The 26,270-nt window shown below is 54.2% G+C and carries 30 protein-coding genes; 18 read left to right on the forward strand and 12 right to left on the reverse strand.

The window, feature by feature from the left end:
- The first annotated feature begins 64 nt into the window (after positions 1-64).
- Entirely contained in the window at positions 65-514 is a 450-nt protein-coding gene (locus JK231_RS05480; protein ID WP_211728154.1) for a DUF4385 domain-containing protein, read from the forward strand.
- Here JK231_RS05480 and rimO read toward each other — a convergent pair.
- Positions 511-1,836, reverse strand: coding sequence for a 30S ribosomal protein S12 methylthiotransferase RimO (gene rimO / locus JK231_RS05485; protein WP_039336388.1), 1,326 nt, complete (start codon positions 1,834-1,836; stop codon positions 511-513). The two genes, JK231_RS05480 and rimO, sit on opposite strands and share 4 nt — an antisense overlap.
- Before the next feature lie 330 nt (positions 1,837-2,166).
- On the opposite strand from rimO, the gene JK231_RS05490 reads away from it, so the two are divergent.
- The 3 genes from JK231_RS05490 to JK231_RS05500 all read left to right on the forward strand — a co-directional run bounded on the left by JK231_RS05490 (position 2,167) and on the right by JK231_RS05500 (position 4,815).
- Positions 2,167-2,802 carry a carbonic anhydrase gene (locus JK231_RS05490; protein ID WP_058961964.1) on the forward strand — a complete coding sequence of 212 codons (636 nt, stop codon included), beginning with the start codon at positions 2,167-2,169 and terminating at the stop codon, positions 2,800-2,802.
- 117 nt (positions 2,803-2,919) lie between these two features.
- Positions 2,920-3,576 (forward strand): DUF3313 domain-containing protein, encoded by a 657-nt coding sequence (locus JK231_RS05495; RefSeq protein WP_160832410.1) that lies wholly within the window; start codon positions 2,920-2,922, stop codon positions 3,574-3,576.
- A gap of 105 nt (positions 3,577-3,681) precedes the next feature.
- Entirely contained in the window at positions 3,682-4,815 is a 1,134-nt protein-coding gene (locus JK231_RS05500) for a PQQ-dependent sugar dehydrogenase (protein ID WP_211728155.1), read from the forward strand.
- Position 4,816: 1 nt separating this feature from the next.
- Here JK231_RS05500 and JK231_RS05505 read toward each other — a convergent pair whose 3' ends face one another.
- Positions 4,817-5,473, reverse strand: a complete 657-nt coding sequence (locus JK231_RS05505; RefSeq protein ID WP_034820768.1) for an HAD family hydrolase — start codon at positions 5,471-5,473, stop codon at positions 4,817-4,819.
- Between the two features lie 276 nt (positions 5,474-5,749).
- Between JK231_RS05505 and JK231_RS05510 the strand changes: the two genes are divergently transcribed.
- Positions 5,750-6,955 (forward strand): serine hydrolase, encoded by a 1,206-nt coding sequence (locus tag JK231_RS05510; RefSeq protein ID WP_160832412.1) that lies wholly within the window; start codon positions 5,750-5,752, stop codon positions 6,953-6,955.
- Between the two features lie 37 nt (positions 6,956-6,992).
- On the opposite strand, the gene ybjG is transcribed toward JK231_RS05510, so the two are convergent.
- The 3 genes from ybjG to JK231_RS05525 form a co-directional block, all read right to left on the reverse strand.
- Positions 6,993-7,598 carry an undecaprenyl-diphosphate phosphatase gene (ybjG, locus tag JK231_RS05515; RefSeq protein WP_097119354.1) on the reverse strand — a complete coding sequence of 202 codons (606 nt, stop codon included), beginning with the start codon at positions 7,596-7,598 and terminating at the stop codon, positions 6,993-6,995.
- The gene (locus tag JK231_RS05520; protein WP_211728156.1) at positions 7,579-8,340 is read right to left on the reverse strand and encodes a phosphatase PAP2 family protein; all 762 of its coding nucleotides are present in this window, start codon (positions 8,338-8,340) and stop codon (positions 7,579-7,581) included. Before JK231_RS05520 ends, ybjG begins: the two co-directional genes overlap by 20 nt.
- 202 nt (positions 8,341-8,542) lie before the next feature.
- Positions 8,543-10,231, reverse strand: coding sequence for an aspartate:alanine antiporter (locus JK231_RS05525; protein WP_097119352.1), 1,689 nt, complete (start codon positions 10,229-10,231; stop codon positions 8,543-8,545).
- Between the two features lie 255 nt (positions 10,232-10,486).
- Here JK231_RS05525 and ybjM point away from each other — a divergent pair, with 255 nt between their 5' ends.
- Positions 10,487-10,858, forward strand: coding sequence for an inner membrane protein YbjM (gene ybjM, locus JK231_RS05530; protein WP_166933205.1), 372 nt, complete (start codon positions 10,487-10,489; stop codon positions 10,856-10,858).
- Positions 10,859-10,891: 33 nt separating this feature from the next.
- On the opposite strand, the gene JK231_RS05535 is transcribed toward ybjM, so the two are convergent.
- Positions 10,892-11,155: a GrxA family glutaredoxin gene (locus tag JK231_RS05535; protein ID WP_034820748.1), complete on the reverse strand. Its 264-nt coding sequence runs from the start codon at positions 11,153-11,155 to the stop codon at positions 10,892-10,894.
- Between the two features lie 261 nt (positions 11,156-11,416).
- Here JK231_RS05535 and JK231_RS05540 point away from each other — a divergent pair, with 261 nt between their 5' ends.
- From JK231_RS05540 to rlmC, 10 genes are all read left to right on the forward strand, one after another.
- Complete coding sequence (locus tag JK231_RS05540) at positions 11,417-11,668, forward strand: DUF1418 family protein (RefSeq protein WP_097119351.1); 252 nt, start codon at positions 11,417-11,419, stop codon at positions 11,666-11,668.
- 12 nt (positions 11,669-11,680) lie between these two features.
- A complete protein-coding gene (gene nfsA, locus JK231_RS05545; protein ID WP_211728157.1) occupies positions 11,681-12,403 on the forward strand; it encodes an oxygen-insensitive NADPH nitroreductase in 723 nt (240 codons plus the stop codon).
- A gap of 17 nt (positions 12,404-12,420) precedes the next feature.
- A complete protein-coding gene (gene rimK, locus JK231_RS05550) occupies positions 12,421-13,323 on the forward strand; it encodes a 30S ribosomal protein S6--L-glutamate ligase (RefSeq protein WP_038647884.1) in 903 nt (300 codons plus the stop codon).
- Positions 13,324-13,409: 86 nt separating this feature from the next.
- Positions 13,410-13,889, forward strand: a complete 480-nt coding sequence (locus JK231_RS05555; protein WP_038647881.1) for a YbjN domain-containing protein — start codon at positions 13,410-13,412, stop codon at positions 13,887-13,889.
- 371 nt (positions 13,890-14,260) lie between these two features.
- Positions 14,261-15,370 carry a spermidine/putrescine ABC transporter substrate-binding protein PotF gene (gene potF / locus JK231_RS05560; RefSeq protein WP_211728158.1) on the forward strand — a complete coding sequence of 370 codons (1,110 nt, stop codon included), beginning with the start codon at positions 14,261-14,263 and terminating at the stop codon, positions 15,368-15,370.
- Positions 15,371-15,489: 119 nt separating this feature from the next.
- Positions 15,490-16,623 carry a putrescine ABC transporter ATP-binding subunit PotG gene (gene potG, locus JK231_RS05565; RefSeq protein WP_156102820.1) on the forward strand — a complete coding sequence of 378 codons (1,134 nt, stop codon included), beginning with the start codon at positions 15,490-15,492 and terminating at the stop codon, positions 16,621-16,623.
- 9 nt (positions 16,624-16,632) lie between these two features.
- Positions 16,633-17,589: a putrescine ABC transporter permease PotH gene (potH, locus tag JK231_RS05570; protein ID WP_034820712.1), complete on the forward strand. Its 957-nt coding sequence runs from the start codon at positions 16,633-16,635 to the stop codon at positions 17,587-17,589.
- On the forward strand, positions 17,586-18,431 hold the full coding sequence (gene potI / locus JK231_RS05575) for a putrescine ABC transporter permease PotI (RefSeq protein ID WP_097119348.1): 846 nt from the start codon (positions 17,586-17,588) through the stop codon (positions 18,429-18,431). The genes potH and potI overlap by 4 nt, the downstream gene beginning before the upstream one ends.
- A 73-nt stretch (positions 18,432-18,504) precedes the next feature.
- Positions 18,505-18,969 carry a YbjO family protein gene (locus JK231_RS05580; protein ID WP_097119347.1) on the forward strand — a complete coding sequence of 155 codons (465 nt, stop codon included), beginning with the start codon at positions 18,505-18,507 and terminating at the stop codon, positions 18,967-18,969.
- Between the two features lie 48 nt (positions 18,970-19,017).
- Positions 19,018-20,154: a 23S rRNA (uracil(747)-C(5))-methyltransferase RlmC gene (gene rlmC, locus JK231_RS05585; RefSeq protein ID WP_211728159.1), complete on the forward strand. Its 1,137-nt coding sequence runs from the start codon at positions 19,018-19,020 to the stop codon at positions 20,152-20,154.
- A 63-nt stretch (positions 20,155-20,217) separates the two neighbouring features.
- Here rlmC and artJ (JK231_RS05590) read toward each other — a convergent pair whose 3' ends face one another.
- The 6 genes from artJ (JK231_RS05590) to JK231_RS05615 form a co-directional block, all read right to left on the reverse strand.
- Entirely contained in the window at positions 20,218-20,949 is a 732-nt protein-coding gene (artJ, locus tag JK231_RS05590) for an arginine ABC transporter substrate-binding protein (protein ID WP_097119345.1), read from the reverse strand.
- A 186-nt stretch (positions 20,950-21,135) separates the two neighbouring features.
- Positions 21,136-21,804 (reverse strand): arginine ABC transporter permease ArtM, encoded by a 669-nt coding sequence (artM, locus tag JK231_RS05595; protein ID WP_097119344.1) that lies wholly within the window; start codon positions 21,802-21,804, stop codon positions 21,136-21,138.
- A gap of 3 nt (positions 21,805-21,807) precedes the next feature.
- A complete protein-coding gene (gene artQ, locus JK231_RS05600) occupies positions 21,808-22,521 on the reverse strand; it encodes an arginine ABC transporter permease ArtQ (protein WP_097119343.1) in 714 nt (237 codons plus the stop codon).
- A 6-nt stretch (positions 22,522-22,527) separates the two neighbouring features.
- Positions 22,528-23,259 (reverse strand): arginine ABC transporter substrate-binding protein, encoded by a 732-nt coding sequence (gene artJ / locus JK231_RS05605; protein WP_034820697.1) that lies wholly within the window; start codon positions 23,257-23,259, stop codon positions 22,528-22,530.
- Between the two features lie 15 nt (positions 23,260-23,274).
- Positions 23,275-24,003 (reverse strand): arginine ABC transporter ATP-binding protein ArtP, encoded by a 729-nt coding sequence (gene artP / locus JK231_RS05610; RefSeq protein WP_097119342.1) that lies wholly within the window; start codon positions 24,001-24,003, stop codon positions 23,275-23,277.
- 239 nt (positions 24,004-24,242) lie between these two features.
- Positions 24,243-24,782 carry a lipoprotein gene (locus JK231_RS05615; protein ID WP_160832417.1) on the reverse strand — a complete coding sequence of 180 codons (540 nt, stop codon included), beginning with the start codon at positions 24,780-24,782 and terminating at the stop codon, positions 24,243-24,245.
- Positions 24,783-24,879: 97 nt separating this feature from the next.
- On the opposite strand from JK231_RS05615, the gene JK231_RS05620 reads away from it, so the two are divergent.
- Both JK231_RS05620 and JK231_RS05625 read left to right on the forward strand, forming a co-directional pair.
- Positions 24,880-25,200, forward strand: a complete 321-nt coding sequence (locus tag JK231_RS05620; RefSeq protein ID WP_100702561.1) for a heavy metal-binding domain-containing protein — start codon at positions 24,880-24,882, stop codon at positions 25,198-25,200.
- Positions 25,200-26,024, forward strand: coding sequence for an N-acetylmuramoyl-L-alanine amidase (locus tag JK231_RS05625; RefSeq protein WP_160832419.1), 825 nt, complete (start codon positions 25,200-25,202; stop codon positions 26,022-26,024). Before JK231_RS05620 ends, JK231_RS05625 begins: the two co-directional genes overlap by 1 nt.
- Positions 26,025-26,270: the final 246 nt, after the last annotated feature.

Below are 26,270 nucleotides of genomic sequence, written 5' to 3' on the forward strand. Positions count from 1 at the left end.
GCATTGCTTAAGAGCCGCAAAAAAATAATTGCAGTAAGTGATAATGTCGTGCAGGAGAAATGCAGTGAAACCCTTTGATTACGAACAAGACTTTAAGAATATCGATTTCCGACAGCGGCCAGACCTTTATCAGGTTGGGCGCGGTGAGCAGGGGGTATTAATGGTGGAGCCTTACAAGAGCGAAATTCTGCCGTTCTGGCGCTTCCGTACCGTGGAACTGGCTCAGGAATCTTCCGTTCAGATTATGCAATTGTTTGAGGACTATCGTGCACAGGACGACTTTGTCGGCATGGATATGGCGCGAAAATTTATTCAGATGGGCTATACCCGCGCGCGTCGCTACAGTAATCACAAAGGCGGACGCAAATATGATGCAGACGGTAACGAGCTACCTCGTACCACAGAAAAAGAAAAGGCCGCTGCGGCGGCCATCTTCAAATCATGCTGGGATCGGCTGAGATCGGACACCGATTATCTGGCGCGCAAACGTGCGCACCAGCAGCAGCACGGTTAAACGCGCGTACCCCATAAATCGTACTCATCGGCGTGTTCAACTTTAACACGCACCACATCACCGACTTTCACCTGACGATCGCCATTCAGATACACCGCACCGTCGATCTCAGGTGCATCGGCCATGCTGCGACCCACCGCGCCTTCTTCATCCACTTCATCGATGATCACCAACACTTCACGGCCGATTTTCTCCTGCAAACGTTCGCTGGAGATTTTCTGCTGCAATTGCATGAAGCGATCGAAACGCTCCTGCTTCACCTCTTCCGGCACCTGGTCCGGCAGTTGGTTGGCCGTCGCGCCTTCAACCGGGCTGTACTGGAAGCAGCCAACGCGATCCAGACGCGCTTCTTTCAGGAAGTCGAGCAGCATCTGGAAATCTTCTTCGGTTTCGCCGGGGAAGCCTACGATAAAGGTCGAACGCAGCGTCAGTTCCGGGCAAATTTCACGCCAGCGTTTGATGCGCTCCAGCGTACGTTCAACCGCACCAGGACGCTTCATCAGCTTCAGGATGCGCGGGCTGGCGTGCTGTAATGGGATGTCGAGGTACGGCAGGATTTTGCCTTCGGCCATCAGCGGAATCACGTCATCCACATGCGGATACGGGTAGACATAGTGCAGACGCACCCACACGCCGAGTTTCGCCAGCTGTTCGCACAGGCTGACCATGCTGGTTTTCACCGGGGATCCGTTCCAGAAACCGGTGCGGTGCTTCACATCCACGCCGTAAGCCGAGGTATCCTGTGAGATCACCAGCAGCTCTTTGACGCCAGCTTCCACCAGACGTTTGGCTTCGTCGAGCACCGAACCAATCGGACGGCTATCAAGATCGCCACGCATGGACGGGATAATGCAGAAGGTGCAGCGATGGTTGCAGCCTTCAGAAATTTTCAGGTAAGCGTAGTGGCGTGGCGTCAGCTTAACGCCTTGCTCGGGCACCAGGCTCAGGAACGGGTTGTGTTCCGGCTTTGGCACATAGGTGTGAACGTGCGACAGCACTTGCTCGTAGCTGTGCGGGCCGGTGATTTCCAGTACCTTAGGATGTACTTCGCGGATCTGATCCACTTTGGCACCCAGGCAACCGGTGACGATCACTTTGCCATTCTCGTTCAGCGCTTCACCGATCGCTTCCAGTGATTCCTGTACGGCGCTATCAATAAATCCACAGGTGTTAACGATGACGATCTCCGCATCATCGTAGCGTGGCACCACATCGTAGCCTTCAGTACGCAGTTCCGTCAGGATGCGTTCTGAGTCGACGAGGTTTTTTGGGCAGCCGAGTGAGACGAAGCCTACGCGCGGCGGATTTTTGACATGGCTCATAAGGATAATAATTCATCATAATTAGTGTGGATAGGCGGGGGATTGTACAGAGGTTGCGAGGGAAAATGTATAGGTGATGTAAGAATCTCCTTAACCGCGTAATGGGCGTTTCCCGCTATGCTTAATGGAGCTGTTATCCGTTCAAATCGTCGCCGATAAGGCTGGCGACTGCGAACCGTTAACGGTGATCCGAGTTGTGTAATCCAGCCTGTTTTGCTTAAATGTTCGGTTGGTGATTGTAAGTTATTCACCGCACTGAAGAATTTGAACGCGTGCTGACGGTGCAGATCGTACCGCCAGCGCAGATGCGGATAAAGTGAGAGCAGACAAATGCAAGAGATCGTTAAAGGTTTTCTGAATTTCCAACAGAATGTGTTCCCTGAAAGGAAGGATCTTTTCAAAAGTCTGGCGTCAAACCAGAATCCCAAAGCCCTGTTTATCTCCTGCTCAGACAGCCGTCTGGTGCCTGAACTGGTCACCCAATCCGAGCCAGGCCAGCTATTCGTGATCCGTAACGCCGGTAATATTGTGCCGCCGTTTGGTCCCGAACCGGGTGGTGTCTCCGCGACGATTGAATACGCGGTCGTTGCGCTGGGTGTGACTGAGATCATCATTTGCGGTCACTCCAACTGTGGTGCCATGAACGCCATCGCGTCTAATGCGGATTTAGAAAGCATGCCCGCGGTTGATCACTGGTTGCACTACGCCAATGCAGCTAAAGCTGTGGTGGAAGAGCGCAATTATGAAGCGGTGGAAACCCGTCTCAATGAAATGGTCAAAGAGAACGTGATTGCTCAGCTGAACAATATCAAAACACACCCTTCGGTAGCGGTGGCGCTGCGTAAAGGCAAAGTGCGTCTGCATGGGTGGGTTTATGATATTGAGAGCGGCGGCATTATTGCCCTGACCAAAGGCGGCGAAAGGTTCATTTCGTTGTCTGAGAATCCTGAGACCTGCTTCGAGTGATTCCCTAACCACCTGCAATGCAGGTGGTTTCTTCTCCCATTCTGTGAAAATTTCCCGCCAAAGCGCAGCGTGCGCTCTACACTTGAGAAGCGATTTACCTCTTATAAGGGCTTTCTCATGCGATTTCGTCTTTATATTCCTGCTTTAACGCTGGCTATGCTGGCGGTAGGTTGTACCTCTCATGTTGCGGATAAACAGCAGTTTTCCGGCTTTCTCGGCGATTACAGCCAGTTAAAATCTGAACAGTCACCCAGCGGTAAACCGACATTGCGCTGGATCTCGCCGGATTATCACAGCGCGGATTACACCAACGTGGTGTTCGAACCCGTGGTTTACTATCCCGCCGCGCGACCGACTGAACGCATCAGCCAGCAAACATTGGATCAAATCCGTCAGTACACCGATAGTCAGTTAAAACGCGCGGTCGCAGAACGTAAACCGGTGGTGGGCAAGCCTGGTGCACATACGCTCAGGGTGAAAAGCGCCATCACCGCCGTGACGGCAGAAAACGAAGGGATGCAGTTCTACGAAGTGGTGCCGATTGCGGCAGTTGTAGCGAGCACCATGGCGGCCACTGGCCACCGTACGCAAAACAGTGCGCTGTTCCTCGAGGTGGAAGCGGTCGATGCGCAGACCGGTAAGCCAATGATCAAAGTCGTGCGCAAAGCCTTTGGTAAATCCCTGCCGAACAACAGTACGCCAATTACGCTCAACGATCTTCGTCCGGGCATAGACGAAATGATTCGTGATGTCGTGGCCTTCTCCGCGCCTTAATCTCGTTGCCCGGCATGATGTCGGGCTTAATGTTTTGTAAATCCTGCACATCCTTTCTTACGGGCTGACTACCCTTAACGGCAGACCGTGATAAAGGAGAATCCCATGCGTTTACTGCCTGTCGCGCTGTTGCTTGGCGCATTGAGTTATGCCCATTCGACCCTGGCTGCTGATGTTCAGGTTCAGGTATTACAGGACAAACTTGATCATCCGTGGTCAATGGCTTTTCTGCCTGACAATCAAACGTTGTTAATTACCGAACGCTCCGGGCAACTCCGCAGTTGGCAGCCGGGAAAAGGCTTGTCGCAACCCATTAGCGGCGTACCCAAAGTGTGGGCAAATCGTCAGGGCGGCTTGCTGGATGTGGTGCTGGCACCGGATTTCGCCCAAAGCCGCCGCGTGTGGCTCAGTTACACCACGGCAGATGCCGAGGGGCGAGCGGGTGGGGTGGTCGGCTACGGGCGACTCAGCGACGATAATCGCCAGTTGAGCGACTTCAAAGTGGTGCTGGAGCAGACACCCAAGCTCTCTAGCGGCGCCAACATGGGAACTCGCCTCGCATTTGATGGTCAGGGCTATCTCTACATTGCCTTTGGCGACAACTTTTCCAGCCTCAGCGCCCAACAGCTCGACAAGCTTTCAGGAAAAATCGTGCGCCTGACCCAGAACGGTGAAATCCCGGCAGACAATCCTTTTATCCAGCGCAAAGACGCGCGGGCAGAAATCTGGTCGTACGGCATGCGCAATCCACAGGGATTAGCTTTCAATCCGTGGACGCAGCAAATGTGGGAGAGTGAACACGGCCCACGCGGCGGCGATGAAGTGAATATCCCGCAGAAAGGCAAAAACTACGGCTGGCCATTGGCCACCTACGGCATTGATTACAGCGGGCAGAAAGTGCCGGAAGCGCAGGGCACGCACGTGGCGGGCACGGAACAACCGCAGTTCTGGTGGAAAGTGTCACCAGCCATCAGCGGGATGGCGTTTTACAACAGCGCACGTTTCCCGCAGTGGAAAAATTCGCTGTTTATCGGCGCATTAAAGGAAAAAAGCCTGATTCGCCTGCGGGTGAACGGCGAGAAAGTGGTCGAAGAGCAGCGACTGCTGGAGGATCGCGGTGAACGTATTCGCGATGTGCGTCAGGGGCCGGATGGTTATCTCTATGTGCTCACCGACGAAGCCAACGGTAAGCTGCTAAAAGTCGGGCTGGCGGAACCCGCCAGCGCCTCGCGTGGTTAACTTAACGCACCCAGCTGCATACTTCCCAACCCCGCTGCTGCGCTTCCTGCTGCAGCAGCGCATCCGGGTTAATGACCCAGGCGTGATCAGCATGGTTGAGCAAGGGTAAATCGTTCATGGAGTCGCTGTAAGCCCAGGTTTTTTCAAAGCGCTTATCCTGTTGCAAAGCCTTCCAGTCACTCAGACGAGTGACTTTCCCCTCGCGATAGGTGGCGGTGCCATAAATCTGGCCGCTGTAGCGCTCGTCAACCACTTCTACGCCAATCGCCAACGCGCCGTGTACACCCAGACGTTGCGCAATCGGCACCGCCAGATGATCGCCACTGGCGGTAATGATCATCACGGTGTCGCCGCGTTGCTGATGCCAGTTTATGCGTTCCCGTGCGGCGGGGAAGACGCGTGGCAGAATATCGCGATGGATGAAACGCCGTACCCAACCCTCAACCGTCAGGGTCGCCATACCGGCGAGCGGGGATAGCGTGGTGTTCATATACTCTTCAATCGACAGGGTGCCGGCATGGTATTTCTCCATTAAGGCTTGTTCCTGAGAGATGAGTGCTTCGGGGGCAAATCCCTGTGAGACCAGCCAGCGCAGCCACAGGCTGGTACTGTCTTCACAAATCAGGGTTTCGTCCAGATCGAAAACGGCTAAGTCCATCGTGGTTCTCCTCGGGCTGATTGGCATCAGGTTAGCGGAATTTTGTGACTGGCTTAACCGTTCTGCGAAAAATCGGAATTTCTCTCACTTTTTCCACTACGGCGTAACAGTAAAAGTGGCAGCGGGTCGGGGTTGATGCCAGGGTTACTCTAATAAACTCTATAAAACTTTACGGTTGGACGGTTTTGTTCGCAGGTGGTAAGCGTGTAGCTTTTATTAAGACATGTCTTACCTGCTAGAAAACCATGATTTAACAAGGACAATCTGGTCACGCTCATGAGAAAAAACTCCGTCATTTCTGCCTTGCGGCCGCTGGCTGCCACTTCATTATTAGTGCTTTTCCTTCCCATCACCACTCAGGCTGAACAGGCGCCTGCTGCACCGCAAATTGAGGCCAAAGCCTGGATTTTAATGGACTACAACAGCGGCAAGATATTGGCTGAGTCCAATGCCGACCAGCGGTTGGACCCCGCCAGCCTGACCAAAATGATGACCAGCTACGTGGTCGGCCAGGCGCTAAAAGCCGGCAAGATCCACAACGATGACCTGGTCACTATCGGCCAGGATGCATGGGCAACCGGCAACCCGAAGCTGCGCGGTTCTTCACTGATGTTCCTGAAACCGGGTGACCGTATTCCGGTCTCTGAACTCAACAAGGGCGTGGTGATTCAGTCAGGCAATGATGCCTGTATCGCGCTGGCCGATTATGTCGCCGGTAGCCAGGACTCGTTTATCGGTCTGATGAACAACTACGTTAAGGCGTTTGGATTACAGAATACCCACTTTATGACCGTGCACGGGCTGGATGCCGATGGGCAATACAGTACCGCGCGCGATATGGCGATTATCGGCCAGCGTTTGATCAGCGATGTACCTGAAGAGTATGCGTTAAACAGTGAGAAAGAGTTCACCTTTAATCACATCAAGCAGATGAACCGTAACCGCCTGTTGTGGAGCAGTAACCTGAAGGTGGATGGGATTAAAACCGGACACACTTCGGGCGCGGGTAATAACCTGGTCGCGTCCGCCGTGGACGGAGACATGCGTTTGATCTCAGTGGTACTGGGTACGCAAACCGATGCGATCCGCTTCCGTGAAAGTGAGAAGCTCCTCACGTGGGGTTTCCGTTTCTACGAGACAGTGACACCGATTAAAAGCGATAAGCCTTTTGCCCAGCAGCGCGTGTGGTTCGGTGAGCAGAGTCAGGTCAATCTCGGTGTCGCGAAAGACGCAGCGATCACCGTGCCGAAAGGGCAGATGAAAAACCTCAAGGCGAGTTTCACCCTGAACTCACCGCAGCTGGAAGCGCCACTGGAGAAGAATCAGGTGGTGGGGACTATTGATTTCCAGCTGGATGGCAAAACCGTGGATCAGCGTCCGCTGGTGGTGATGGAAGCGGTGCCGGAGGGCGGATTTATTGGCCGTATCTGGGATTTCATTATGATGAAATTTAACGGCTGGTTTGGGAAGTGGTTTAGCTAATCAGCATAAGGGCGACCCGATCGGGCCGCCCTTAGCATTATCCGCGCACCCAGCCTTTCTTAATCGGCGTAGCGAACAGCGTGCGATACACCTGATGGGTGAAAGCCAGCATGCGGTCGCCATACAGCTGCCACGCCATATGCGAAGCCAGACACGCCAGCAAGCCCACCAAAAATCCGCCCAGCATATCCATTGGCCAATGCACGCCCAGATAGACGCGCGACCAGGCAATGGTGCTGCCGACCGCCAGTAAAATCACCCCTGACCACAGTCGGTGCCAGAAGATAAACGCCAGCGCAAAGGTGAAAATAGTGGTGCCATGATCGCTGGGGTAAGAGTCATCGGCGGCGTGTGCCAGGAATTGATGTCCGAAGCCAATGGCAAACGGGCGCGGATGTGGCAGCAGTTGGCCGACACACCATGAAATGCTTAATGCATAAATCAGCGCCATGCCGGTTTTCAGTACCAGCGCGCGTTGAGATTGCACCTGATCGCGCGGCCCCCAAAACCATAAGGCCACAATCAGCAGCGGGACAATGGCAATCACATCTTTGGCGATAAAGGTCGCCAGATTAATCAACCATGGCGGTGAATCCGTCGTGGCGTTGATCCATAGAAACAGGCTATGGTTGAGCGCTTCCATCACGTTTGCTTTTCCTCATCTTGTCTACCCAAAAAGAAACACCAGCAAAAATCAGCACCTGGCTCAGCCACACCCACCAGCCAGCCCACAAGTTGTGAGAGAAAAAGTGGGCACCGCGCATCACCTGTCCGTATCCCATCAGTAAGCCCACCGCGATACCGAACAACAGCGCCAGCACGGCGCGGCGCGGACGCTCGGGCCACCACAGGAAGAACAGCGCCATCAGGGCAAAGCCGCTGGAAGCGTGACCGCCAGGGAAACATTGCCCCGGACCGCTATTGACCGGAGTGGGATCCAGCAGCACAAAACTGGCTGCCTTACCGCCAAACATCGCCAAATCCCACGGACAGGAGTGCGCGCTGTGCGCCTTCAGGATGCCCACCACTAGCGGCCCCATACCAAATAGCAGGGCCACCAACACGCGGCGGCCATCACGCTTCTGCACACCTCGTAACAACATCAATACCGCTCCAGCGATGAGCACATCCTTGAACAAGCGATGATTGATCAGATCCAGCCAGCGGTTGTGTTGCCATGGAAACGTCTGCGTCTGTGGGTCAAACCACTGCTGGCTGATCGCGATATCCAGGCTTTCGTGGCGCGACCACCACATAAACACCAGTGCTGAAATTGCCAGTAAAATAAAGTTGATAGCGTAAAAGCGACCAGACAAACAATAAATAGTCGGGCTCTTAATCTTATCGTGGGTTGTTGGAGTGTTTAACTTTGATGAAAGTTGCATGAATATTGGAAAATAGCGAAACCAGAGTGGCAGGGTCGCAATTTACGCTTAGGAGAACCTTAAGCAACAGGAATTGCAGGCATAAAAAAACCCGCAAGTCAGTGACCGGCGGGCTCCACAATTTGGGGATTTCAAAGAAAAGCAGTGGCACTTATTCAGACTGCGCCCCAAATAGAAAGTTCTGAACGCAGTAAAAATATTTTTAAAAAGGCAAAAGCGGCCAAATTATCACAATAAGCGTGCCGGCGAGCGTCAGCAAAACGTTAGCAATCGCATAAGTTCCTGCATAGCCGAGTGCCGGAATGCTACTGCGTGCGGTATCGCTGATAATCTCCATGGCCGGGGCACAGGTGCGAGCGCCCATGATGGCACCAAACAGCAGCGCGCGGTTCATACGCAGCACGTAGGCACCAAACAGATAGCAAATCACCACCGGGATCAGACTCACCAGCAGACCGCTGAGCAACATCAAGGCGCCCGCGCTGCCAAGGCCATGTTGCAGGCCACTACCGGCGCTCAGGCCGACACCTGCCATAAACACCATCAAACCGAACTCTTTCACCATGGTCAGCGCCCCTTGCGGAATGTAGCCAAAGGTCGGATGGTTGGCGCGCAGGAAGCCGAGCATGATACCCGCGAACAGCAAACCGGCGGCGTTACCGATGCCAAAGCTGAAGTTGCTGAACTGGAAGGTGATCATGCCGATCATCAACCCGATGATAAAGAAGGCGCAGAAGGCCAGCAGATCGGTCATCTGACTGTGAATCGCAATAAAGCCGATGCGATCCGCCAGGCTTTTCACACGGCGCGCTTCACCGCTCACCTGCAATACATCGCCTTTGTTCAGCATGATGCTGTCATCAATCGGCATCTCAATCTGACTACGAATCACTCGGTTAAGGAAACAACCATGATCGGTGAGTTTCAGATGGCTCAGGCGTTTATTCACCGCATTGTGGTTCTTCACTACAATCTCTTCGGTGACGATGCGCATGTCGAGCAAATCGCGGTCGAACACCTCTTTGCCGTTACGGAAGCTGGCATCGAGGCGTGCGTGTGCGTCGGGATAGCCCACCAGCGAGATCTCATCGCCGAGTTGTAGCATCGCATCCCCATCCGGGCTGGCGAGAATACCGTTACGGCGCAGGCGTTCAATGTAGCAGCCGGTCTGGCGATGAATGCCCAGCTCGCGCAGATTTTTACCGCCGCTCCATTCCACCAGTTCCGGGCCAACGCGATAGGCGCGGATCACAGGCAGGAATACTTTGCGCTGGCTGTCAGCATCCAGACCACGTTCCCGTGCAATCTGCTGCGCGCAGGTGGGTAAGTCCTGATGTTGCAGACGAGGCAGATAGCGCGCGCCAAAGATCAGGCTGACCAGACCAATCAAATAGGTGAGGGCGTAACCGAGGCTGAGGTTATCCTGCATCATGCTGAGCTGATGGTTGTCACTGATGCTTTGTCGCAGCGTGTCACCCGCGCCCACCAGCACCGGCGTGGAGGTCATGGAACCGGCCAGCATGCCTGCCGTGAGACCAATATCCCAGCCGAACACTTTGCCGAGTCCCAACGCAACGAGCAGGGCGCTGACCACCATAACAATGGCAAGAAGGAAGTAGTTTTTACCGTCGCGGAAAAAGATCGAGAAAAAGTTAGGTCCGGCTTCAACACCGACACAAAAAATAAACAACATAAAGCCGAGACTGAGTGCGTCGGTATTTATCGCAAAGTGCTGCTGACCTAAAATCAATGAAACAACGAGGACACCAATGGAATTTCCTAGCTGTACCGAGCCGAGACGTAATTTGCCTAAGCACAGCCCCAGGGCTAAGACGACAAATAATAACAGAACGTCATTTCCGCTTAACAATTCTGCGACGTTAATGTTCACGGTTTAACTTCTTCTTTACCTGTAACAAGTTGATGAAAGGGCCTTTTTTCGCTATCTTGTGGCAGCTGTGAATGTCCTTGCCGCCAGGAAGGTGCAGACCATTATTTAAAACGGCGTCATTCTAATCATAAATAACTTCCTCAGCTATCAGCAGTTTTTAATCCTTCTGCCAGCGGCTGTTTCTTTTTATTTCCACTTGTGCGCATCAGGGCAGTAAACGTTTCAATATTGTTAACAACAAAGTTGAGGATGGTTATGTTGCAGCGCAATAATCGCTGGCCAGCATCGGTTCTGGGTATGATGCTTTATACGCTGGTGTTTATTTTTGCACACCATTTTTGGGCCGTTGCCGCGGAACAAGCGATGCGCGGACAGCCTGAATTATTGCTGTTTTTATTGCCGGGCATGTTAATGGCGCTGTTGCAGCCGGATAGTCCCCTGGTCAGTACACTGTGGGTCGCCGTGGTGGGCACGCTTTTGGGTATGGCCTGGATGTGGCTCACCGTCACGCAGATGCACAGTTGGCTGCTGATTGTTGCATGGAGTTTAAGTGCGCTGTTTTGGGCTGGATGCGGGGCGTTACTGGTCCGCCTGATGAGGATTATGCTGGCGATGCGTGCCGAATAGCACGATCAAAAACGGGCCCGCAGGCCCGTTTGCTTAGGCTTCAACACCCAGATTTTCTTTGGTCCATGCCGCAAATTCGGTGTAACCACCGATGTGCTGGTCATCAAGGAAAATCTGCGGCACGGTGGTTACCGGTTTGCCGGCACGTGCTTCCAGGTCGGCCTTGGTGATGCCGGTCGCCTGAATATCGACGTACTGATAGTTGAAATCATCGCGCTCGCTGGTCAGCTTGGTGGCTAACTCTTTCGCACGTACGCAGTATGGGCAGCTTGAACGGCCAAAAATCACTGCAATCATTGCTTCTCTCCTTCCGCTGCTGTTTTGTGACCAGTTTCACATTACAGCGTGAATAATGGCTAACATCATGCCCGCCCATCCTGCTTAAGCAAAGAAGAAAATGCCTGTTACTCTAATGACCGCAATCTATGTCCATCATACTTCACTCCGCAGACGCGTTTGGCTTCAGTTAAGCTGCTGGTGATAGCCATGCCTTGCTGCAGAGCGAATTATTCGGGTCTAAAATGCGACTGACCTATTGAGCAACTGAGGAAATCGCCCATGCGTAATCTGGCCACGTTGCCGAAACCGGTTTTGCTGCTGGAAGTGCTTGGCGTGCTCGCGGTGATTGGTGCGCTATTACTGGTTAATAACTGGATTGCGGCACCTGATTTTATGGCGCAGAAGTCGCTGGCGACGCTGCTTTTTTTCCTTGGCATTGCGCTGATGCTGCCTGCCGCCTGGCTGATGATGTGGCGTACCGCGCAAGCGATGGCACCGCAGTTGTTCAATCACAACCACAAAAAGAAGTAACCGGAGAGGATTATGACGCCGACCATCGATTTACTGTGCAGCCACCGTTCCATTCGCGCCTTTACCGAGCAGGGCATTGATGATGCTCAGCGCAGCGCGATCATTGCTGCAGCACAAGCGGCCTCGACCTCCAGTTTTTTACAATGCTCCTCGATTATTCGCATTACCGACCAGGAAAAGCGTGATCAGCTGGTGCAACTCACCGGCGGGCAGCCATGGGTGAGTGCCGCCGCTGAGTTTTGGGTGTTTTGTGCCGACTTTAATCGTCATCAGCAGATTTGCCCGGATGCGCATCTCGGACGCGCCGAGCAACTGCTGTTGGGTTGTGTCGATACCGCATTAATGGCACAAAACGCCATGGTCGCGGCGGAATCGCTGGGGCTGGGTGGCGTGTTTATTGGTGGTATCCGTAACAGTATTGCGCAAGTCACCAATTTGCTGGAACTGCCGAAATTTGTGCTGCCACTGTTTGGCTTCTGCATCGGCCATCCAGCTTCTGCCCCAGACGTGAAACCGCGTATGCCAGCGGCGATGCTGGTGCATGAAAATCGTTATCAATCTGTCGATAAAAGCGTGCTGGATCAGTACGATAACCAAATCACGGCTTATTACCAGCAACGTGACAGCAACCAGCGTTCGGAAACCTGGAGCGAACTGATTCAACGCCTGATCATCAAAGAAACGCGTCCGTTTATGCTGGATTATCTGCATCAACAGGGCTGGGCAACGCGCTAAGCACAAGGAATTCTGCAATGAAGATGGCCATTCTCACGCGTGATGGAACGCTGTACTCGTGTAAGCGCCTGCGCGACGCCGCGGAAGAGCGTGGCCATCAGGTGCAGATGATCGATCCGCTCTCCTGCTACATGAACATCAACTCCGATTCGCCCGCGGTGCATTATCGTGGCGAACCGCTGGGCCACTTTGATGCCGTTATCCCGCGTATTGGCACGGCGACCACCTTTTACGGCACGGCGGTGCTGCGCCAGTTCGAGATGTTGGGCAGCTATCCGCTGAATGAATCGGTGGCCATCACCCGGGCGCGTGACAAACTGCGATCGCTGCAGCTGCTGGCGCGCGAAGGCATTGATATGCCGATCACCGGGTTCGCCTCTTCGCCTGATGATACCCAGGATGTGATCGCCATGGTCGGTGGTGCGCCGCTGGTGGTGAAACTGGTAGAGGGCACGCAGGGGATTGGCGTGGTGCTGGCGGAAACGCGCCAGGCGGCGGAGAGCGTGATTGATGCCTTTCGTGGCCTAAACGCCCACATTCTGGTGCAAGAGTTTATCAAAGAGGCACAGGGGCGAGATATTCGCTGCCTGGTGATTGGCAATGAAGTGGTGGCGTCGATTGAGCGTGAAGCGAAAGAGGGGGATTTCCGCTCAAATCTTCATCGTGGCGGTAAAGCGCACGCGGTGACCATCACCGAAAAAGAGCGCGAAATCGCCGTGAAAGCCGCATCCACGCTCGGGCTGGAAATCGCAGGGGTGGATATTTTACGCGCCAATCGCGGCCCACTGGTGATGGAGGTCAATGCCTCGCCAGGGCTTGAGGGCATCGAAGGCACTACCGGCCTCGACATCGCTTCCATGATGATTCATTGGGTAGAAGCGCATGCTTGCCCCGGCTATCGTCTTAAAACCGGGGGCTAGGCGCGCTTTTACGTGGTTTTCGTGGCATCAGTTAGACTTTTTCCGTAAGCTAAGGCGCTTATTTCTTCACCCCACAGGACATAACGATGGATTCACTGGTCGTTCCTGACATCGACATCCTGCGTCGCTGGCTGGATCAACAAAATATCACCTGGTTCGAATGCGATGCCTGCCAGGCACTGCACCTGCCGCACATGCAGAATTTTGACGGGGTGTTTGATGCAAAAATCGACCTGGTGGACAACGTCATCCTCTTCTCGGCCCTCGCGGAAGTGAAACCCACAGCATTGATTCCTTTGGTCGGCGATTTATCGCAGATCAATGCCAGTTCGCTTACGGTGAAGGCCTTTATCGATATCCAGGATGACAATCTGCCCAAGCTGATTGTCTGCCAGTCGATCAGTACCACTGCCGGATTGACGTTTGGTCAGTTCTCGCACTTTATGAAGCAAAGTGAAGAGGGCGTTTCCATGGTGATCATGGAAGCCTTTGCCAATAATTTGCTGATGATGGGCGAAGAAGAGGAGCGCCAACCCAGCTCCAGCAGCCACGCGATGCTGCACTGAGTTCCCCGCCTCGCTAACTGCCGCTTTTTGCGGCAGTTTTCATTTTAGCCCTACCACTTTTTATTCTGCATTTTGCCCTTTATTGCCAGATATTAGTCGTGCTTTATGCCGCTAGTGCCAAACCGCATAGCAGAAACATGCATAAAATATCGCAAAAAGGCGTTTTTTACGCTGGGATCTGGCACGCCTGAAGCAGGGGGGCTATTCTTGCGGGGCTGCTTGAGACATGCAACCTCAGCACAGGTATAGGTTTTTGCTATTAAACTCCCGCTGAATATTGATTCATTGTGTGTCTGTGATTAAACAGAAAACGCAACGTCCGGATCGCGTGTATGCAGCGTTGTGATGACCCCCTCAGGAGGATGGAAAACATGTTCAACCAACGTAAAAAATGGTTGCCAGGTGTGGTTGCTGGTGTGCTGATGGCTGCGGCCGCTGGTGCTCAGGCAGAAGATAAAACGCTGCACGTCTATAACTGGTCCGATTATATTTCGGCCGACACCGTGCCGAATTTTGAAAAGCAGACCGGTATCAAAGTGGTCTACGACGTGTTCGATTCCAACGAAGTGTTGGAAGGTAAGCTGATGGCGGGTTCTACCGGCTACGACGTTGTGGTGCCATCTTCCAGCTTCCTTGCTCGCCAGCTACAGTCCGGCGTTTTCCAGGAGCTGGATAAGAGCAAGCTGCCAAACTATAAAAACCTCGATCCTGATTTGATGGCGAAAGTCGCGCAGCACGATCCGGGTAACAAATATGCGATTCCGTATCTGTGGGGTACCACCGGTATCGGCTATAACCTCGATAAGGTGAAAGCCGCGCTGGGTACTGATGCGCCCGTCAACAGCTGGGATTTGGTGCTGAAGCCTGAAAACCTGGAAAAACTGAAAAGCTGTGGTGTCTCCTTCCTCGATGCGCCGGAAGAGATCTTCGCCACCGTGCTGAACTACCTTGGCAAAGATCCGAACAGCTCTGACGCTAAAGATTACACCGGCGCCGCGACCGATCTGCTGCTGAAGCTGCGTCCTAATATCCGCTACTTCCACTCGTCTCAGTACATTAACGACCTGGCGAATGGCAACATCTGTGTGGCGATCGGCTGGTCTGGCGATATCCTGCAGGCGAAAGATCGTGCAGCCAAAGCCAACAACGGCGTGCACCTGGGTTACAGCGTGCCGAAAGAGGGCGCTCTGGCCTTCTTCGATATGATGGCGATTCCGAAAGACGCGAAAAATCTCGACGCAGCCTATCAGTGGCTGAACTACATCATGGATCCAAAAGTGATCGCGGATGTCTCTAACAAGATGAACTACGCCAACGGCAACAAGGCGTCACTGCCATTGATTAATGCGGATGTGCGTAACAATCCGGGCATCTTCCCAACGCCGGATGCGATGGCCAAGCTGTTTGTGCTCAAAGTCCAGGATCCGAAACTGGATCGTGCGCGCACCCGTGCATGGACTAAAGTAAAAAGTGGTAAGTAATTCGTTCTAAACGGATTCGTTACCTGAAGACGACAACAGAGGTGCGGTGATGGCCTCTGTTGTGCCATTTTAGCGGCTGGCTGTGCCGCGCTACACCGCTTAGCGCCGGAGAAATGTTAGTGAACGACGCGATTCCCCGCCCCCCAAATAAAACGGCTAAGGCGTTAACGCCGCTGCTGGAAATTCGCAACCTGACCAAATCTTTTGACGGCCAGCACGCCGTAGATGATGTCAGCCTGACCATTTATAAAGGTGAGATTTTTGCCCTGCTGGGTGCTTCCGGCTGTGGTAAATCGACCTTGCTGCGCATGCTGGCGGGCTTTGAGCCACCGACCAGCGGGCAGATTGTGCTGGATGGGCAAGACCTGTCGCACGTTCCGCCTTATCAGCGCCCGATCAATATGATGTTCCAGTCCTACGCGCTGTTCCCGCACATGACGGTGGAGCAGAACATCGCCTTTGGACTGAAGCAGGATAAATTGCCGAAAGGCGAAATCAGCAGCCGCGTGGCCGAAATGCTGACGCTGGTGCATATGCAGGAATTTGCTAAGCGTAAACCGCATCAGCTTTCCGGCGGTCAGCGTCAGCGCGTGGCGCTGGCGCGTAGCCTGGCGAAACGCCCCAAACTGCTGCTGCTGGATGAGCCGATGGGCGCGCTGGATAAGAAACTGCGCGACCGCATGCAGCATGAAGTGGTGGATATTCTGGAGCGCGTCGGCGCGACCTGCGTGATGGTGACGCACGACCAGGAAGAAGCCATGACCATGGCCGGTCGTATTGCCATCATGAACCGCGGTAAGTTCGTGCAGATTGGTGAGCCGGAAGAGATCTACGAGCATCCTACCAGCCGCTATAGTGCCGAGTTTATTGGATCGGTCAACGTGTTTGACGGCCTGCTGCGTGAGCGCACGGAAGAGGGCGTGGTCATTGATGCGCCGGGCCTGGTACATCCGCTTAAAGTGCAGACCGATGTCTCTATCATCGATAACGTGCCCGTGCATGTCGCTTTACGTCCGGAAAAAGTGATGCTGTGCGAAGAGGTGCCGGCGGATGGCTGCAACTTTGCCGTCGGCGAAGTGGTGCATATTGCCTATCTCGGTGACCTGTCGATTTATCACGTTCGCCTGCGCAGCGGTCAGATGATCAGCGCGCAGCTGCAGAATGCACATCGCTACCGCAAAGGTGCGCCAACATGGGGTGATGAAGTTCGCCTGTGCTGGGACGCCGACAGCTGTGTGGTTCTGACGGTTTAAGGAGGCGTAATGAGCCAGATTTCTCAACGCAGCGAGCCGGAAGTGGTGGGCACACCGCTGCAGCGCTGGGGCACGCGCATTAAAATGCTGCATGGCCGCAAGCTGGTGATCGCCTTGCCTTATCTTTGGCTGATCCTGCTGTTTCTGCTGCCGTTCCTGATCGTGCTGAAGATCAGTTTCGCCGATATTGCGCGTGCCATTCCGCCTTACACCGATCTGGTGACCTGGGCCGATGACCAGCTCAATCTGGTGCTGAATCTCGGTAACTACATCACGTTGACGGATGATCCGCTGTATGCCGAAGCCTATCTGACTTCACTCAAGGTGGCGGCAATTTCTACCGTGATCTGTCTGCTGATCGGATATCCACTGGCGTGGGCGGTAGCGCACAGCAAACCTTCAATGCGCACCATCCTGCTGTTGCTGGTGATCTTGCCCTCCTGGACCTCGTTCCTGGTGCGCGTGTACGCGTGGATGGGCTTGCTGAACAACAACGGCATTCTTAACCGCTTCCTGATGTGGCTGGGGGTTATCGATCACCCGCTGGTGATTCTTTACACCAATACCGCGGTGTATATCGGCATTGTTTACTGCTATCTGCCGTTTATGGTGTTGCCGATCTATACCGCGCTAACCCGTATCGACTACTCGCTGGTCGAGGCCTCACTGGATCTGGGCGCGCGTCCGCTTAAAACCTTCTTTAGCGTGATTGTGCCGCTGACCAAAGGCGGGATTATCGCCGGTTCGATGCTGGTGTTTATCCCGGCGGTAGGGGAGTACGTGATCCCAGAACTGCTGGGAGGGCCGGACAGCATCATGATTGGCCGTATTCTATGGCAGGAGTTCTTTAATAACCGTGACTGGCCGGTGGCTTCAGCGCTGGCGGTGATCATTCTGTTGATTTTGATTCTGCCGATCATCTGGTTCCATAAGCATCAAAATCGTGAGTTAGGAGAGAAGGAATGAATCAGTTACCGACCATTCGCTCTCCATGGCGTACGGCGATTTTGGCCGCATGCTTCCTGTTCCTGTACGCGCCGATGCTGCTGCTGGTGGTTTACTCCTTCAACAGCTCGCAGTTGGTCACCGTGTGGGAGAGCTTCTCATTCCACTGGTACAAAGTGCTGTTCCAGGACGATGCGATGCTGGATGCCGTTGGCCTCAGCCTGACTATCGCCGCGCTCTCGGCCACCATGGCGGTGGTGTTGGGCACTATGGCGGCGGTGATCATCGTGCGTTTCGGCCGTTTCCGTGGGCATAGCGGTTTTGCATTTATGCTCACTGCACCGCTGGTGATGCCGGATGTGATCACCGGGTTGTCACTGCTGCTGCTGTTTGTAGCAATGGGCAACACCTTTGGCTGGCCGAGCGATCGCGGCATGCTCACCATCTGGCTGGCGCACGTTACCTTCTGTACCGCTTATGTGGCGGTGGTGATCAACTCCCGTCTGCGCGAGCTGGATCGTTCCATCGAAGAAGCGGCAATGGATCTCGGGGCGACGCCGCTGAAAGTATTCTTCGTGATAACCGTACCCATGATTGCTCCGGCAATTGTCACCGGCTGGCTGCTGGCCTTTACGCTGTCACTCGATGATCTGGTGATTGCCAGCTTCGTCACCGGGCCAGGCGCTACCACGTTGCCAATGGCGATCTTTGCTACCGTGCGACGCGGCGTCAATCCAGAGATCAATGCGTTAGCCTCGTTGATTTTGTTTGTCGTCGGCCTGGTCGGTTTCATCGCCTGGCGCTTTATGGCGCACGAAGAAAAGCAACGTTTACGCGATATTCAGAAAGCTAAACGTGGCTGAAAGCCGTAACATTTGCCAATATAAGAACGGGCCGGTTTAATGGCCCGTTTTTTTATGGTTACGGAGTCAAACCATGTCGGAAACCCTCAAAAACGCGATGGCAAATTCTACGCCTGCACCGGTGATGGTGGCGGGGATCGCCATTATTGCCACGCGCTGTCTCAGCGTGCTGATGCTGGCCAATGAACTGGGTTACGACGAAATGGCTAACTTTGTCCACCGTAGCGCGCAGGCGTGGGATTCCACGCTAATTTTTATCGCCAGTCAGCTGATCTTTCTGTTTGAACTACGCTGTGCCTTTACCCTGTTGCGCGGTAGCAATCGCGGACGATGGGGTTATGTGATGGCGCAAATTATCGTGCTCGGTTATATGCTGATGGCGTCCGTTGGGTGGATCTACCCGGAAATCTTCAGTATTCCCGGTGAGACTAATGCACAGATCATTCATCACACGCTGATGCAGAAAGTGCCGGATGCGCTGGTGGTACTGCTGTTGTTTGTGCCGGCCAGCAGTCGCGCATTTTTCCGCGCCCGGTGATACAATCTGCCCCCGATTTTTCTCCCGATTCTGAATACAGGCCTTTCCATGCATTGCGCGCTTTATGATGCCGGTCGCTGTCGTTCGTGCCAGTGGCTGGAGAAACCCTATCCGCAGCAGCTCAGCGAGAAGCAGTCGCTGCTCGAGCAGTTACTGTCGCAGACCGCGGTGGCTGAGTATTTACCGCCGGTAACCTCCGCGCTGCAGGGTTTTCGTAATAAAGCCAAAATGGTGGTGAGCGGCAGCGTTGAGCGGCCGATTTTTGGCATGGTGGCGCGTGATGGCGATCCAGTTGATCTGTGTGATTGCCCGCTCTATCCCGCCAGCTTTGCGCCGGTGTTCGATGTGCTGAAACCCTTTATTGCCCGCGCCGGATTAACGCCCTACAACGTGGCGCGAAAACGCGGTGAACTGAAATTCTTGCTGCTGACCGAGAGTTCGCAAGGTGGCATGATGCTGCGGTTTGTGCTGCGATCCACCAGCAAGCTGGAGCAGTTGCGTGCGGCCTTGCACTGGCTGCAGCAGCAATTGCCGCAACTGAAAGTGATCTCCGCCAACATCCAGCCGGTGCATATGGCGATTCTGGAAGGGGATGAAGAGATTGCGTTGACGCCGGATCAGGCGCTGGCGGAGTGTTTCAATCAGGTGCCGCTGTATATTCGCCCGCAGAGTTTCTTCCAGACTAACCCGCAGGTCGCCGCCGATTTGTATGCCACGGCGCGTGATTGGGTCGCGGAGCTGCCGGTGTCCAGCATGTGGGATCTGTTCTGCGGCGTGGGCGGTTTCGGCTTGCACTGTGCCACGCCCGAGATGCAGCTGACCGGTATTGAGATCAGTGCGGAAGCCATTGCCTGTGCGCAGCAGTCGGCTGAACAGTTAGGACTCGATAAGGTGAGTTTCGCCGCGCTGGATTCGACCCACTTCGCCACATCGCGTGAGCAGGTGCCACAGTTGGTGCTGGTCAATCCGCCGCGTCGCGGGATTGGTGCTGAGCTGTGTGCTTATCTCTGTGAAATGGCGCCAGACTACATTCTCTATTCAAGCTGCAATCCCAGCACGATGGCGCAGGATATTGCACGTCTGGCCGATTACGCGGTGAGCCGCGTCCAGCTGTTTGATATGTTCCCGCACACCGCACATTTTGAAGTTCTGACATTACTGATTAAGAAGGGTGGAGCCACGTAGCCACCGCCTGAACGGAGGACGTGCAGAACCTGTCAGGTGGCACGCCACGAGGCTCCATAATGCTTATTCCGGGAACCACTTCTGGTTGATTTGCTGCCAGGTGCCATCGGCTTTCAACGCCACCAGCGCGTCATTCATCTCTTTTAACAGCGCTGCATTGCCTTTACGCACCGCAATGCCTAAGCCGGTGCCGAAGTATTCGGTATCGGTGATATGTTCACCCACTGGGCTGAGGTCTTCATTGGCTTTTAGCCACTGATTGACCACCGCACTATCGCCAAATACGCCGTTCAGGCGACCATTTTTCAGATCGAGAATCGCATTCTGATAGCTGTCATAGGCCACGGCGATCACTTCAGGATGTTTCTCCAGCAGGTATTTCTGATGCGTGGTGCCATTCTCCACGCCGACACGCTTGCCTTTCAGTTGGCTGAAGTCGGTGTACTGGCCTTTATGTGCAATCACAATCGCGGAATTTGCGTAGTAGGGCTGAGTGAAATCGACCTGTTTGCTGCGCTCGGCGGTAATATCCATACCCGAGATAACCGCATCATAACGACGGAACTTCAGCGAAGGGATCAGACTGTCAAACGCGTTATTGGTAAAGGTGCAATCCGCTTTCATTTGCTGGCATAAGGCTTTTGCCAGATCGATATCGAAGCCAACGATTTGGTTGTCGTGGTCGAGGGATTCAAACGGGGGATAGGTCGCAGAAGAGGCGAAGCGGATTTTTTCCGCCGCATAAGCATTCATTGCCAGTGTTGCCAGCGCCGCAGCAACAATCCATTTTTTCATTATGTGACTCCTGTAAACCATGCCAGAGATAGAACGGGTTACACGATGCCAGTAAATGAATTTATATGCAAATAATATGATTAAAAAATTACATGCGTTATTGGGGCGTAGCAGCGCGAGATATGACGCGTTTGTCCGCAGCACTTTCACCTCAGACAAACGCGATACTTCGCGCCACTACAACACTCAATTACGGTGTTCGAATGCCAATGCGCGCTTTTCGATTAAACGCATCATCAGCGTGAGCAAACCGTTGACCACCAGATAGATCAGCCCGGCAGCAGCATACACCGTGATGTCATAAGTGCGGCCATACAGCAATTGCCCATGCCCCATCACTTCCATTAGCGTAATGGTGTACGCCAGTGAAGTGCTCTTAAACACTAAAACGACTTCGTTAGAGTAAGAGGAGAGGGCGCGTTTAAACGCATACGGCAGCAGGATACGCAGCGTGTCTTTACGGTTCATCCCCAGCGCAGCGCAGGATTGCCATTGACCCGAAGGGATGGCGCGTACTGCACCGTAAAATAGCTGAGTGGTATAGGCTGCACTGTTGAGCGACAGTGCAATCAGCGCGCACAGCCAGGGCTGTGATAGCAGATGCCATAACCACGGCACGTTCTGAATGCTGGGAAACTGGCCGGGACCGTAATATATCAGGAAGATTTGCACCAGCAGCGGCGTGCCGGTGAACACCGTGATGTAGCCTTTCACCAGCCAGTTGAGCACCGGGACTTTCAGTGAGAGCACGATGGTACACAGCAGCGACAGCACCAGCGCGGCAATCAGTGACGCAATGGTTAAGGTCAGGCTGGTGTGCAGCCCTTTCAGGAGTTCGGGTAAGTAATCCAGCATGCGTCAGGCCCCCCGCTCGAAACGCGTGGTGCGTGATTCAATACGGCGCAGTATCGCCTGACTGAACAGCGTGATGATCAGGTAGACGGCCGCAGCCACCAGATACCAGGTAAAGGGTTCCTGGGTGCGTGTGGCAATGCTTTTGGTTTGCAGCATGATGTCATTCACGCTAATTAGCGACACCAGCGCAGTATCTTTCAATAACACCAACCACTGATTGCCCAGGCCCGGCAGCGCATGACGCCACATTTGTGGCATGATCAGGCGGAAAAAAATCGCCGATTTCTTCATACCCAACGCCTGGCCAGATTCCCATTGGCCGACAGGCACGGCTTTCAGCGCGCCACGCAGCGTTTGGGAGGCGTAGGCCGAGTAAAGCATTGCCAGGGCAATGACGCCGCACAGGAAAGGGCTGACGTCGAAGTTTTCAATCTGAACCTGCACGGGAATGCTAAACAAGCCCAGATTGATATGGAAGCCATCGGATAAGGTCAGTAGCAGCTGTGAGGCACCAAAGTAGACAAACAGCACCACCAGAATTTCCGGCAGGCCACGGATCAGTGTCACCAGCCCGGTACCGATCCACGCCAGCGGTTTCCAGCGGACGGTTTCCCAGCCAGCAAAAATCATCGCCAGCACAAGGCCGGCGATCAGTGCACAAACTGCAAGGCCGACGGTCATGCCGGCGGCGCTTGCGAGTGGAATCATTTCATTCATCAAAGATTACTGCTGGAACCATTTGTTGTAGATGGTTTTGTAAGTGCCGTCAGCTTTGATCTTCTCCAGAGCGGTGTTGAATTTGCCCTGCAGCTCAGTGTTGCCCTGACGGACGGCGATACCCAGACCGGTACCGAAGTAATCTTTATCGGTCACTTTCTCACCCAGTGGTGCGAGGTTGGCATTCTGTTTCAGCCATTCGTTCACCACGGCGGTGTCACCGAATACCGCATCAATACGGCCATTTTTCAGGTCCAGAACCGCGTTCTGGTAGCTGTCATAAGGCACAACCGTGATGTCGTTGTGTTTATCAGACAGGTATTTCTGGTGCGTGGTGCCGTTCTGAACGCCAACGCGTTTACCTTTCAGCGCATCCACATTCGCCAGCTTGCCTTTCTGGGCAATAAAGATCGCGGAATTATCGTAGTAAGGCTTGGAGAACAGCACCTGCTTTTCACGCTCTGGGGTGATATCCATACCCGCCATCACGGCGTCAAAACGACGGAACTTCAGGCTGGGGATGAGGCTGTCAAATGCCTGGTTGGTGAAGGTACAGGTCGCATCAATCTCTTTACACAGCGCATTGGCCAGATCGACATCGAAGCCCTGAATTTTGTTGTCAGAATCCACAAATTCAAATGGAGGATATGAAGCTTCAGTGGCGAAACGCAGGGTCTGCGCAGCAGAAGCGCTGAGGCTCAGACCGGCAAGCAGTGCAGCAAGTACGACTTTTTTCATTAGATGCATCCTGACTTAGTGCGAAAGATAATGTGCAAACGCTTCGGTTTGCGGCTGTGTAAAGTGGCTGGCATCGCCTTGCTCAACGATATGGCCGTTCTCCATGTACACCACGCGGCTGGCGGTTTTGCGCGCCACCTCGACTTCGTGGGTCACAATCACCTGGGTGATCTGCGTTTGTGCCAGCTCACGAATGATGCTGACGATCTGCGCGGTGATTTCAGGGTCGAGCGCGGCGGTGGGTTCGTCGAACAACAGCACCTGCGGCTCCATCATCAACGCTCGGGCAATCGCCACACGTTGTTGCTGGCCACCAGAAAGATGCAATGGAAAACGATCGGCAAAGGGGGTCAGACGCAGACGTTCCAGCAGTTTGTCGGCACGCGCACGCGCGGCGTCTTTGCTGAGACCGAGCACGCGGCACGGTGCTTCAATCAGATTCTGCACCACGGTGAGGTGAGGCCACAGATTGTATTGCTGGAACACCATGCCCACGTTTTGGCGCAGTTCACGGATTGCGCTGTCTGACGGCGCTTTGCTGAAGTCGAAGTGATTCCCGGCAATCTGCAGGCTGCCTGAACGCGGCTGCTCCAGCAGATTGAGGACGCGCAGGAGCGAACTTTTACCCGCGCCACTCGGCCCGAGCAACACCAGCGTCTCTCCCTGCGGACAAGCCAGGTTGATATCGAACAGTGCCTGATGGGCACCGTAAAAACAGTTTATGGCGTTTAGTTGAATACCCATGCGCAAAAAATGAATAGTAATTAGTGCCGCGAATCTTAACGTCACCAGAATAGTTATGCAATTGTGGTGGGTTAAAATTTATTAAACAGCAGTGAAGTCCCAAAAGCGTAGCACAATATCGCGCAGGTCAACGCCGGGAAGGGCTCGCTGGCTGCAATTTATTGATGAAAAATTAACAAAAAACGCCGCAAAGATGCGGCGCGCTTATGTTTAGAACTGAGTGCTGTAAAATTGAACAGCTATTTCTTCTCTTCCAGCAGCTGGCTGAGCGATCCGCCGCCTGCGTGCGGCCAGTCACCGACGTAACGAATATCATCCACCGCCCAGCAGGTTCCTTCGTGAATCATCAATACCTCGTCATGCCAGCTTTTGCCATCACGGCTCAAATCGACGCGCAGTGGGATGTTACGTGCATCGCGATTAGGAATGGTTGAGGCGCTGGCAACATCGGCGGACGTGGGACCCTGTGCGAGGCTGGAGAACAGATCGCCCTGGCTCCATGAGGCAGGTTTGCTGCTCTGCGTGCTGGCGCTCAGCAGTTTCTGATACAGGCGATCGCTCAGGTAAGGGCGATATTTCGCCAGCGCGGTGCTATCGGGCAGACCCTGGCTGGGCTGGCTGATGCGCAAATCGTAAAACTGCTGCGCGACGCTATCTGGGCCACCGTCGGCACAGCTGGCAGTGCGCGGTCCGTTATCCTTGATCACCGGTTCAACGGTGGTACAGGCACTGAGCAGTAACGCAGCGGGAACAAGCAGCGCAAAGGCATTGTTTCTCATCTCGATTTCCTTATTGTTCACTGGCAAAGCGTCATTTTTAGCATAGAGTATAGTCTTGCTTTTACGCCGTACGAGCTGTTCACCTCAGGAGAGAAAAATGAAATTTTCCACCACGCCCACCTTAGAAGGGCACAGCATCACTGAATATTGCGGTGTGGTTACCGGTGAAGCGATTCTCGGGGCCAACATTTTCCGTGACTTCTTTGCCGGGATTCGCGATATCGTCGGTGGTCGTTCCGGTGCTTATGAAAAAGAGCTGCGCAAAGCGCGACAGATCGCGTTTGAAGAGCTGGAAGAGCAGGCAAAGGCGCTGGGCGCGAATGCGGTCGTCGGCATTGATATCGATTATGAAACCGTGGGCAAAGACAGCAGCATGCTGATGGTCAGTGTGACCGGTACCGCAGTGATTATTCGCTGATGCGTTTTGCTGTTCTGTTGGCGCTGGCGTTTTTACTGAGTGCCTGTCAGTCGTCTGTTGAGCCGCGCAACGGCTACTGGGTCGATACCGCGCATCCGGCGCAGGGTGCGCGGCCACGCATTAAAGTGGTGGTGATCCATTATACCGCCGAAGATCTGCCATCCTCGCTGGCCACGCTCACCGATCGTGAAGTCAGTGCCCACTATTTGATCCCGCAGCAGCCGGCGCAAAAAGGCGGCCAGGGCGTCATCTGGCAACTGGTGCCGGAGCGCGAACTGGCGTGGCATGCCGGGCCGAGTTTCTGGCGCGGTGCGACCCGTATCAATGACACCTCGATTGGCATTGAGATCGTCAATCGTGGCTACACGCGGACATTAACCGGCGTGGAGTGGCAGCCTTTTACGCCCGCGCAAATCAGTGTGCTGGTGGCGCTGGTGAAAGATATCACGCAGCGTTATGCCATCACGCCTGAAAATCTGGTGGGGCACAGCGATATCGCGCCGCAGCGTAAACAGGATCCTGGCCCCCTGTTCCCGTGGCAGCAGTTGGCGCAGCAGGGGCTGGGCGCATGGCCCGATAGCGCCACCGTGCAGCGCTATCTCAATGGGCTCGCAGCGGATGCGCCCATCGATCAGGCCGAACTGCTGGATGTGCTGCAGCGCTATGGTTATGACGTCAATTCAGCGAATACCCCGACAATGCAGCGTAAGCTGATTGCGGCGTTTCAGATGCACTTCCGTGCGCGGGATTATCGAGGCATCGCCGATGCGGAAACGCTGGCGATAGCTCGGGCGCTGCTGGCGAAATACGGTGCAGCGCAGTGAAGAGACGGTGTATGGCATCGCCGATGCGGAAACGCTGGCGATAGCTCGGGCGCTGCTGGCGAAATACGGCGCAGCGCAGTGAAGAGACGGTGTATGGCATCGCCGATGCGGAAACGCTGGCGATAGCTCGGGCGCTATTGGCGAAATACGGCGCAGCGCAGTGAAGAGACGGTGTATGGCATCGCCGATGCGGAAACGCTGGCGATAGCTCGGGCGCTATTGGCGAAATACGGCGCAGCGCAGTGA

The organism is Pantoea sp. JGM49 (assembly GCF_018257655.1).
GTDB classification, from domain to species: Bacteria; Pseudomonadota; Gammaproteobacteria; order Enterobacterales; family Enterobacteriaceae; genus Pantoea; species Pantoea communis.

Excerpts from the sequence above, each read along its gene's own strand:
- rimO (WP_039336388.1), bottom strand. The coding sequence starts at position 1,836 with ATGAGCCATGTCAAAAATCCGCCGCGCGTAGGCTTCGTCTCACTCGGC.
- JK231_RS05490 (WP_058961964.1), top strand. The coding sequence starts at position 2,167 with ATGCAAGAGATCGTTAAAGGTTTTCTGAATTTCCAACAGAATGTGTTC.
- JK231_RS05495 (WP_160832410.1), top strand. The coding sequence starts at position 2,920 with ATGCGATTTCGTCTTTATATTCCTGCTTTAACGCTGGCTATGCTGGCG.
- JK231_RS05500 (WP_211728155.1), top strand. The coding sequence starts at position 3,682 with ATGCGTTTACTGCCTGTCGCGCTGTTGCTTGGCGCATTGAGTTATGCC.
- JK231_RS05505 (WP_034820768.1), bottom strand. The coding sequence starts at position 5,473 with ATGGACTTAGCCGTTTTCGATCTGGACGAAACCCTGATTTGTGAAGAC.
- JK231_RS05510 (WP_160832412.1), top strand. The coding sequence starts at position 5,750 with ATGAGAAAAAACTCCGTCATTTCTGCCTTGCGGCCGCTGGCTGCCACT.
- ybjG (WP_097119354.1), bottom strand. The coding sequence starts at position 7,598 with ATGGAAGCGCTCAACCATAGCCTGTTTCTATGGATCAACGCCACGACG.
- JK231_RS05520 (WP_211728156.1), bottom strand. The coding sequence starts at position 8,340 with ATGCAACTTTCATCAAAGTTAAACACTCCAACAACCCACGATAAGATT.
- ybjM (WP_166933205.1), top strand. The coding sequence starts at position 10,487 with ATGTTGCAGCGCAATAATCGCTGGCCAGCATCGGTTCTGGGTATGATG.
- JK231_RS05535 (WP_034820748.1), bottom strand. The coding sequence starts at position 11,155 with ATGATTGCAGTGATTTTTGGCCGTTCAAGCTGCCCATACTGCGTACGT.
- JK231_RS05540 (WP_097119351.1), top strand. The coding sequence starts at position 11,417 with ATGCGTAATCTGGCCACGTTGCCGAAACCGGTTTTGCTGCTGGAAGTG.
- nfsA (WP_211728157.1), top strand. The coding sequence starts at position 11,681 with ATGACGCCGACCATCGATTTACTGTGCAGCCACCGTTCCATTCGCGCC.
- rimK (WP_038647884.1), top strand. The coding sequence starts at position 12,421 with ATGAAGATGGCCATTCTCACGCGTGATGGAACGCTGTACTCGTGTAAG.
- JK231_RS05555 (WP_038647881.1), top strand. The coding sequence starts at position 13,410 with ATGGATTCACTGGTCGTTCCTGACATCGACATCCTGCGTCGCTGGCTG.
- potF (WP_211728158.1), top strand. The coding sequence starts at position 14,261 with ATGTTCAACCAACGTAAAAAATGGTTGCCAGGTGTGGTTGCTGGTGTG.
- potH (WP_034820712.1), top strand. The coding sequence starts at position 16,633 with ATGAGCCAGATTTCTCAACGCAGCGAGCCGGAAGTGGTGGGCACACCG.
- potI (WP_097119348.1), top strand. The coding sequence starts at position 17,586 with ATGAATCAGTTACCGACCATTCGCTCTCCATGGCGTACGGCGATTTTG.
- JK231_RS05580 (WP_097119347.1), top strand. The coding sequence starts at position 18,505 with ATGTCGGAAACCCTCAAAAACGCGATGGCAAATTCTACGCCTGCACCG.
- rlmC (WP_211728159.1), top strand. The coding sequence starts at position 19,018 with ATGCATTGCGCGCTTTATGATGCCGGTCGCTGTCGTTCGTGCCAGTGG.
- artJ (WP_097119345.1), bottom strand. The coding sequence starts at position 20,949 with ATGAAAAAATGGATTGTTGCTGCGGCGCTGGCAACACTGGCAATGAAT.
- artM (WP_097119344.1), bottom strand. The coding sequence starts at position 21,804 with ATGCTGGATTACTTACCCGAACTCCTGAAAGGGCTGCACACCAGCCTG.
- artQ (WP_097119343.1), bottom strand. The coding sequence starts at position 22,521 with ATGAATGAAATGATTCCACTCGCAAGCGCCGCCGGCATGACCGTCGGC.
- artJ (WP_034820697.1), bottom strand. The coding sequence starts at position 23,259 with ATGAAAAAAGTCGTACTTGCTGCACTGCTTGCCGGTCTGAGCCTCAGC.
- artP (WP_097119342.1), bottom strand. The coding sequence starts at position 24,003 with ATGGGTATTCAACTAAACGCCATAAACTGTTTTTACGGTGCCCATCAG.
- JK231_RS05615 (WP_160832417.1), bottom strand. The coding sequence starts at position 24,782 with ATGAGAAACAATGCCTTTGCGCTGCTTGTTCCCGCTGCGTTACTGCTC.
- JK231_RS05620 (WP_100702561.1), top strand. The coding sequence starts at position 24,880 with ATGAAATTTTCCACCACGCCCACCTTAGAAGGGCACAGCATCACTGAA.
- JK231_RS05625 (WP_160832419.1), top strand. The coding sequence starts at position 25,200 with ATGCGTTTTGCTGTTCTGTTGGCGCTGGCGTTTTTACTGAGTGCCTGT.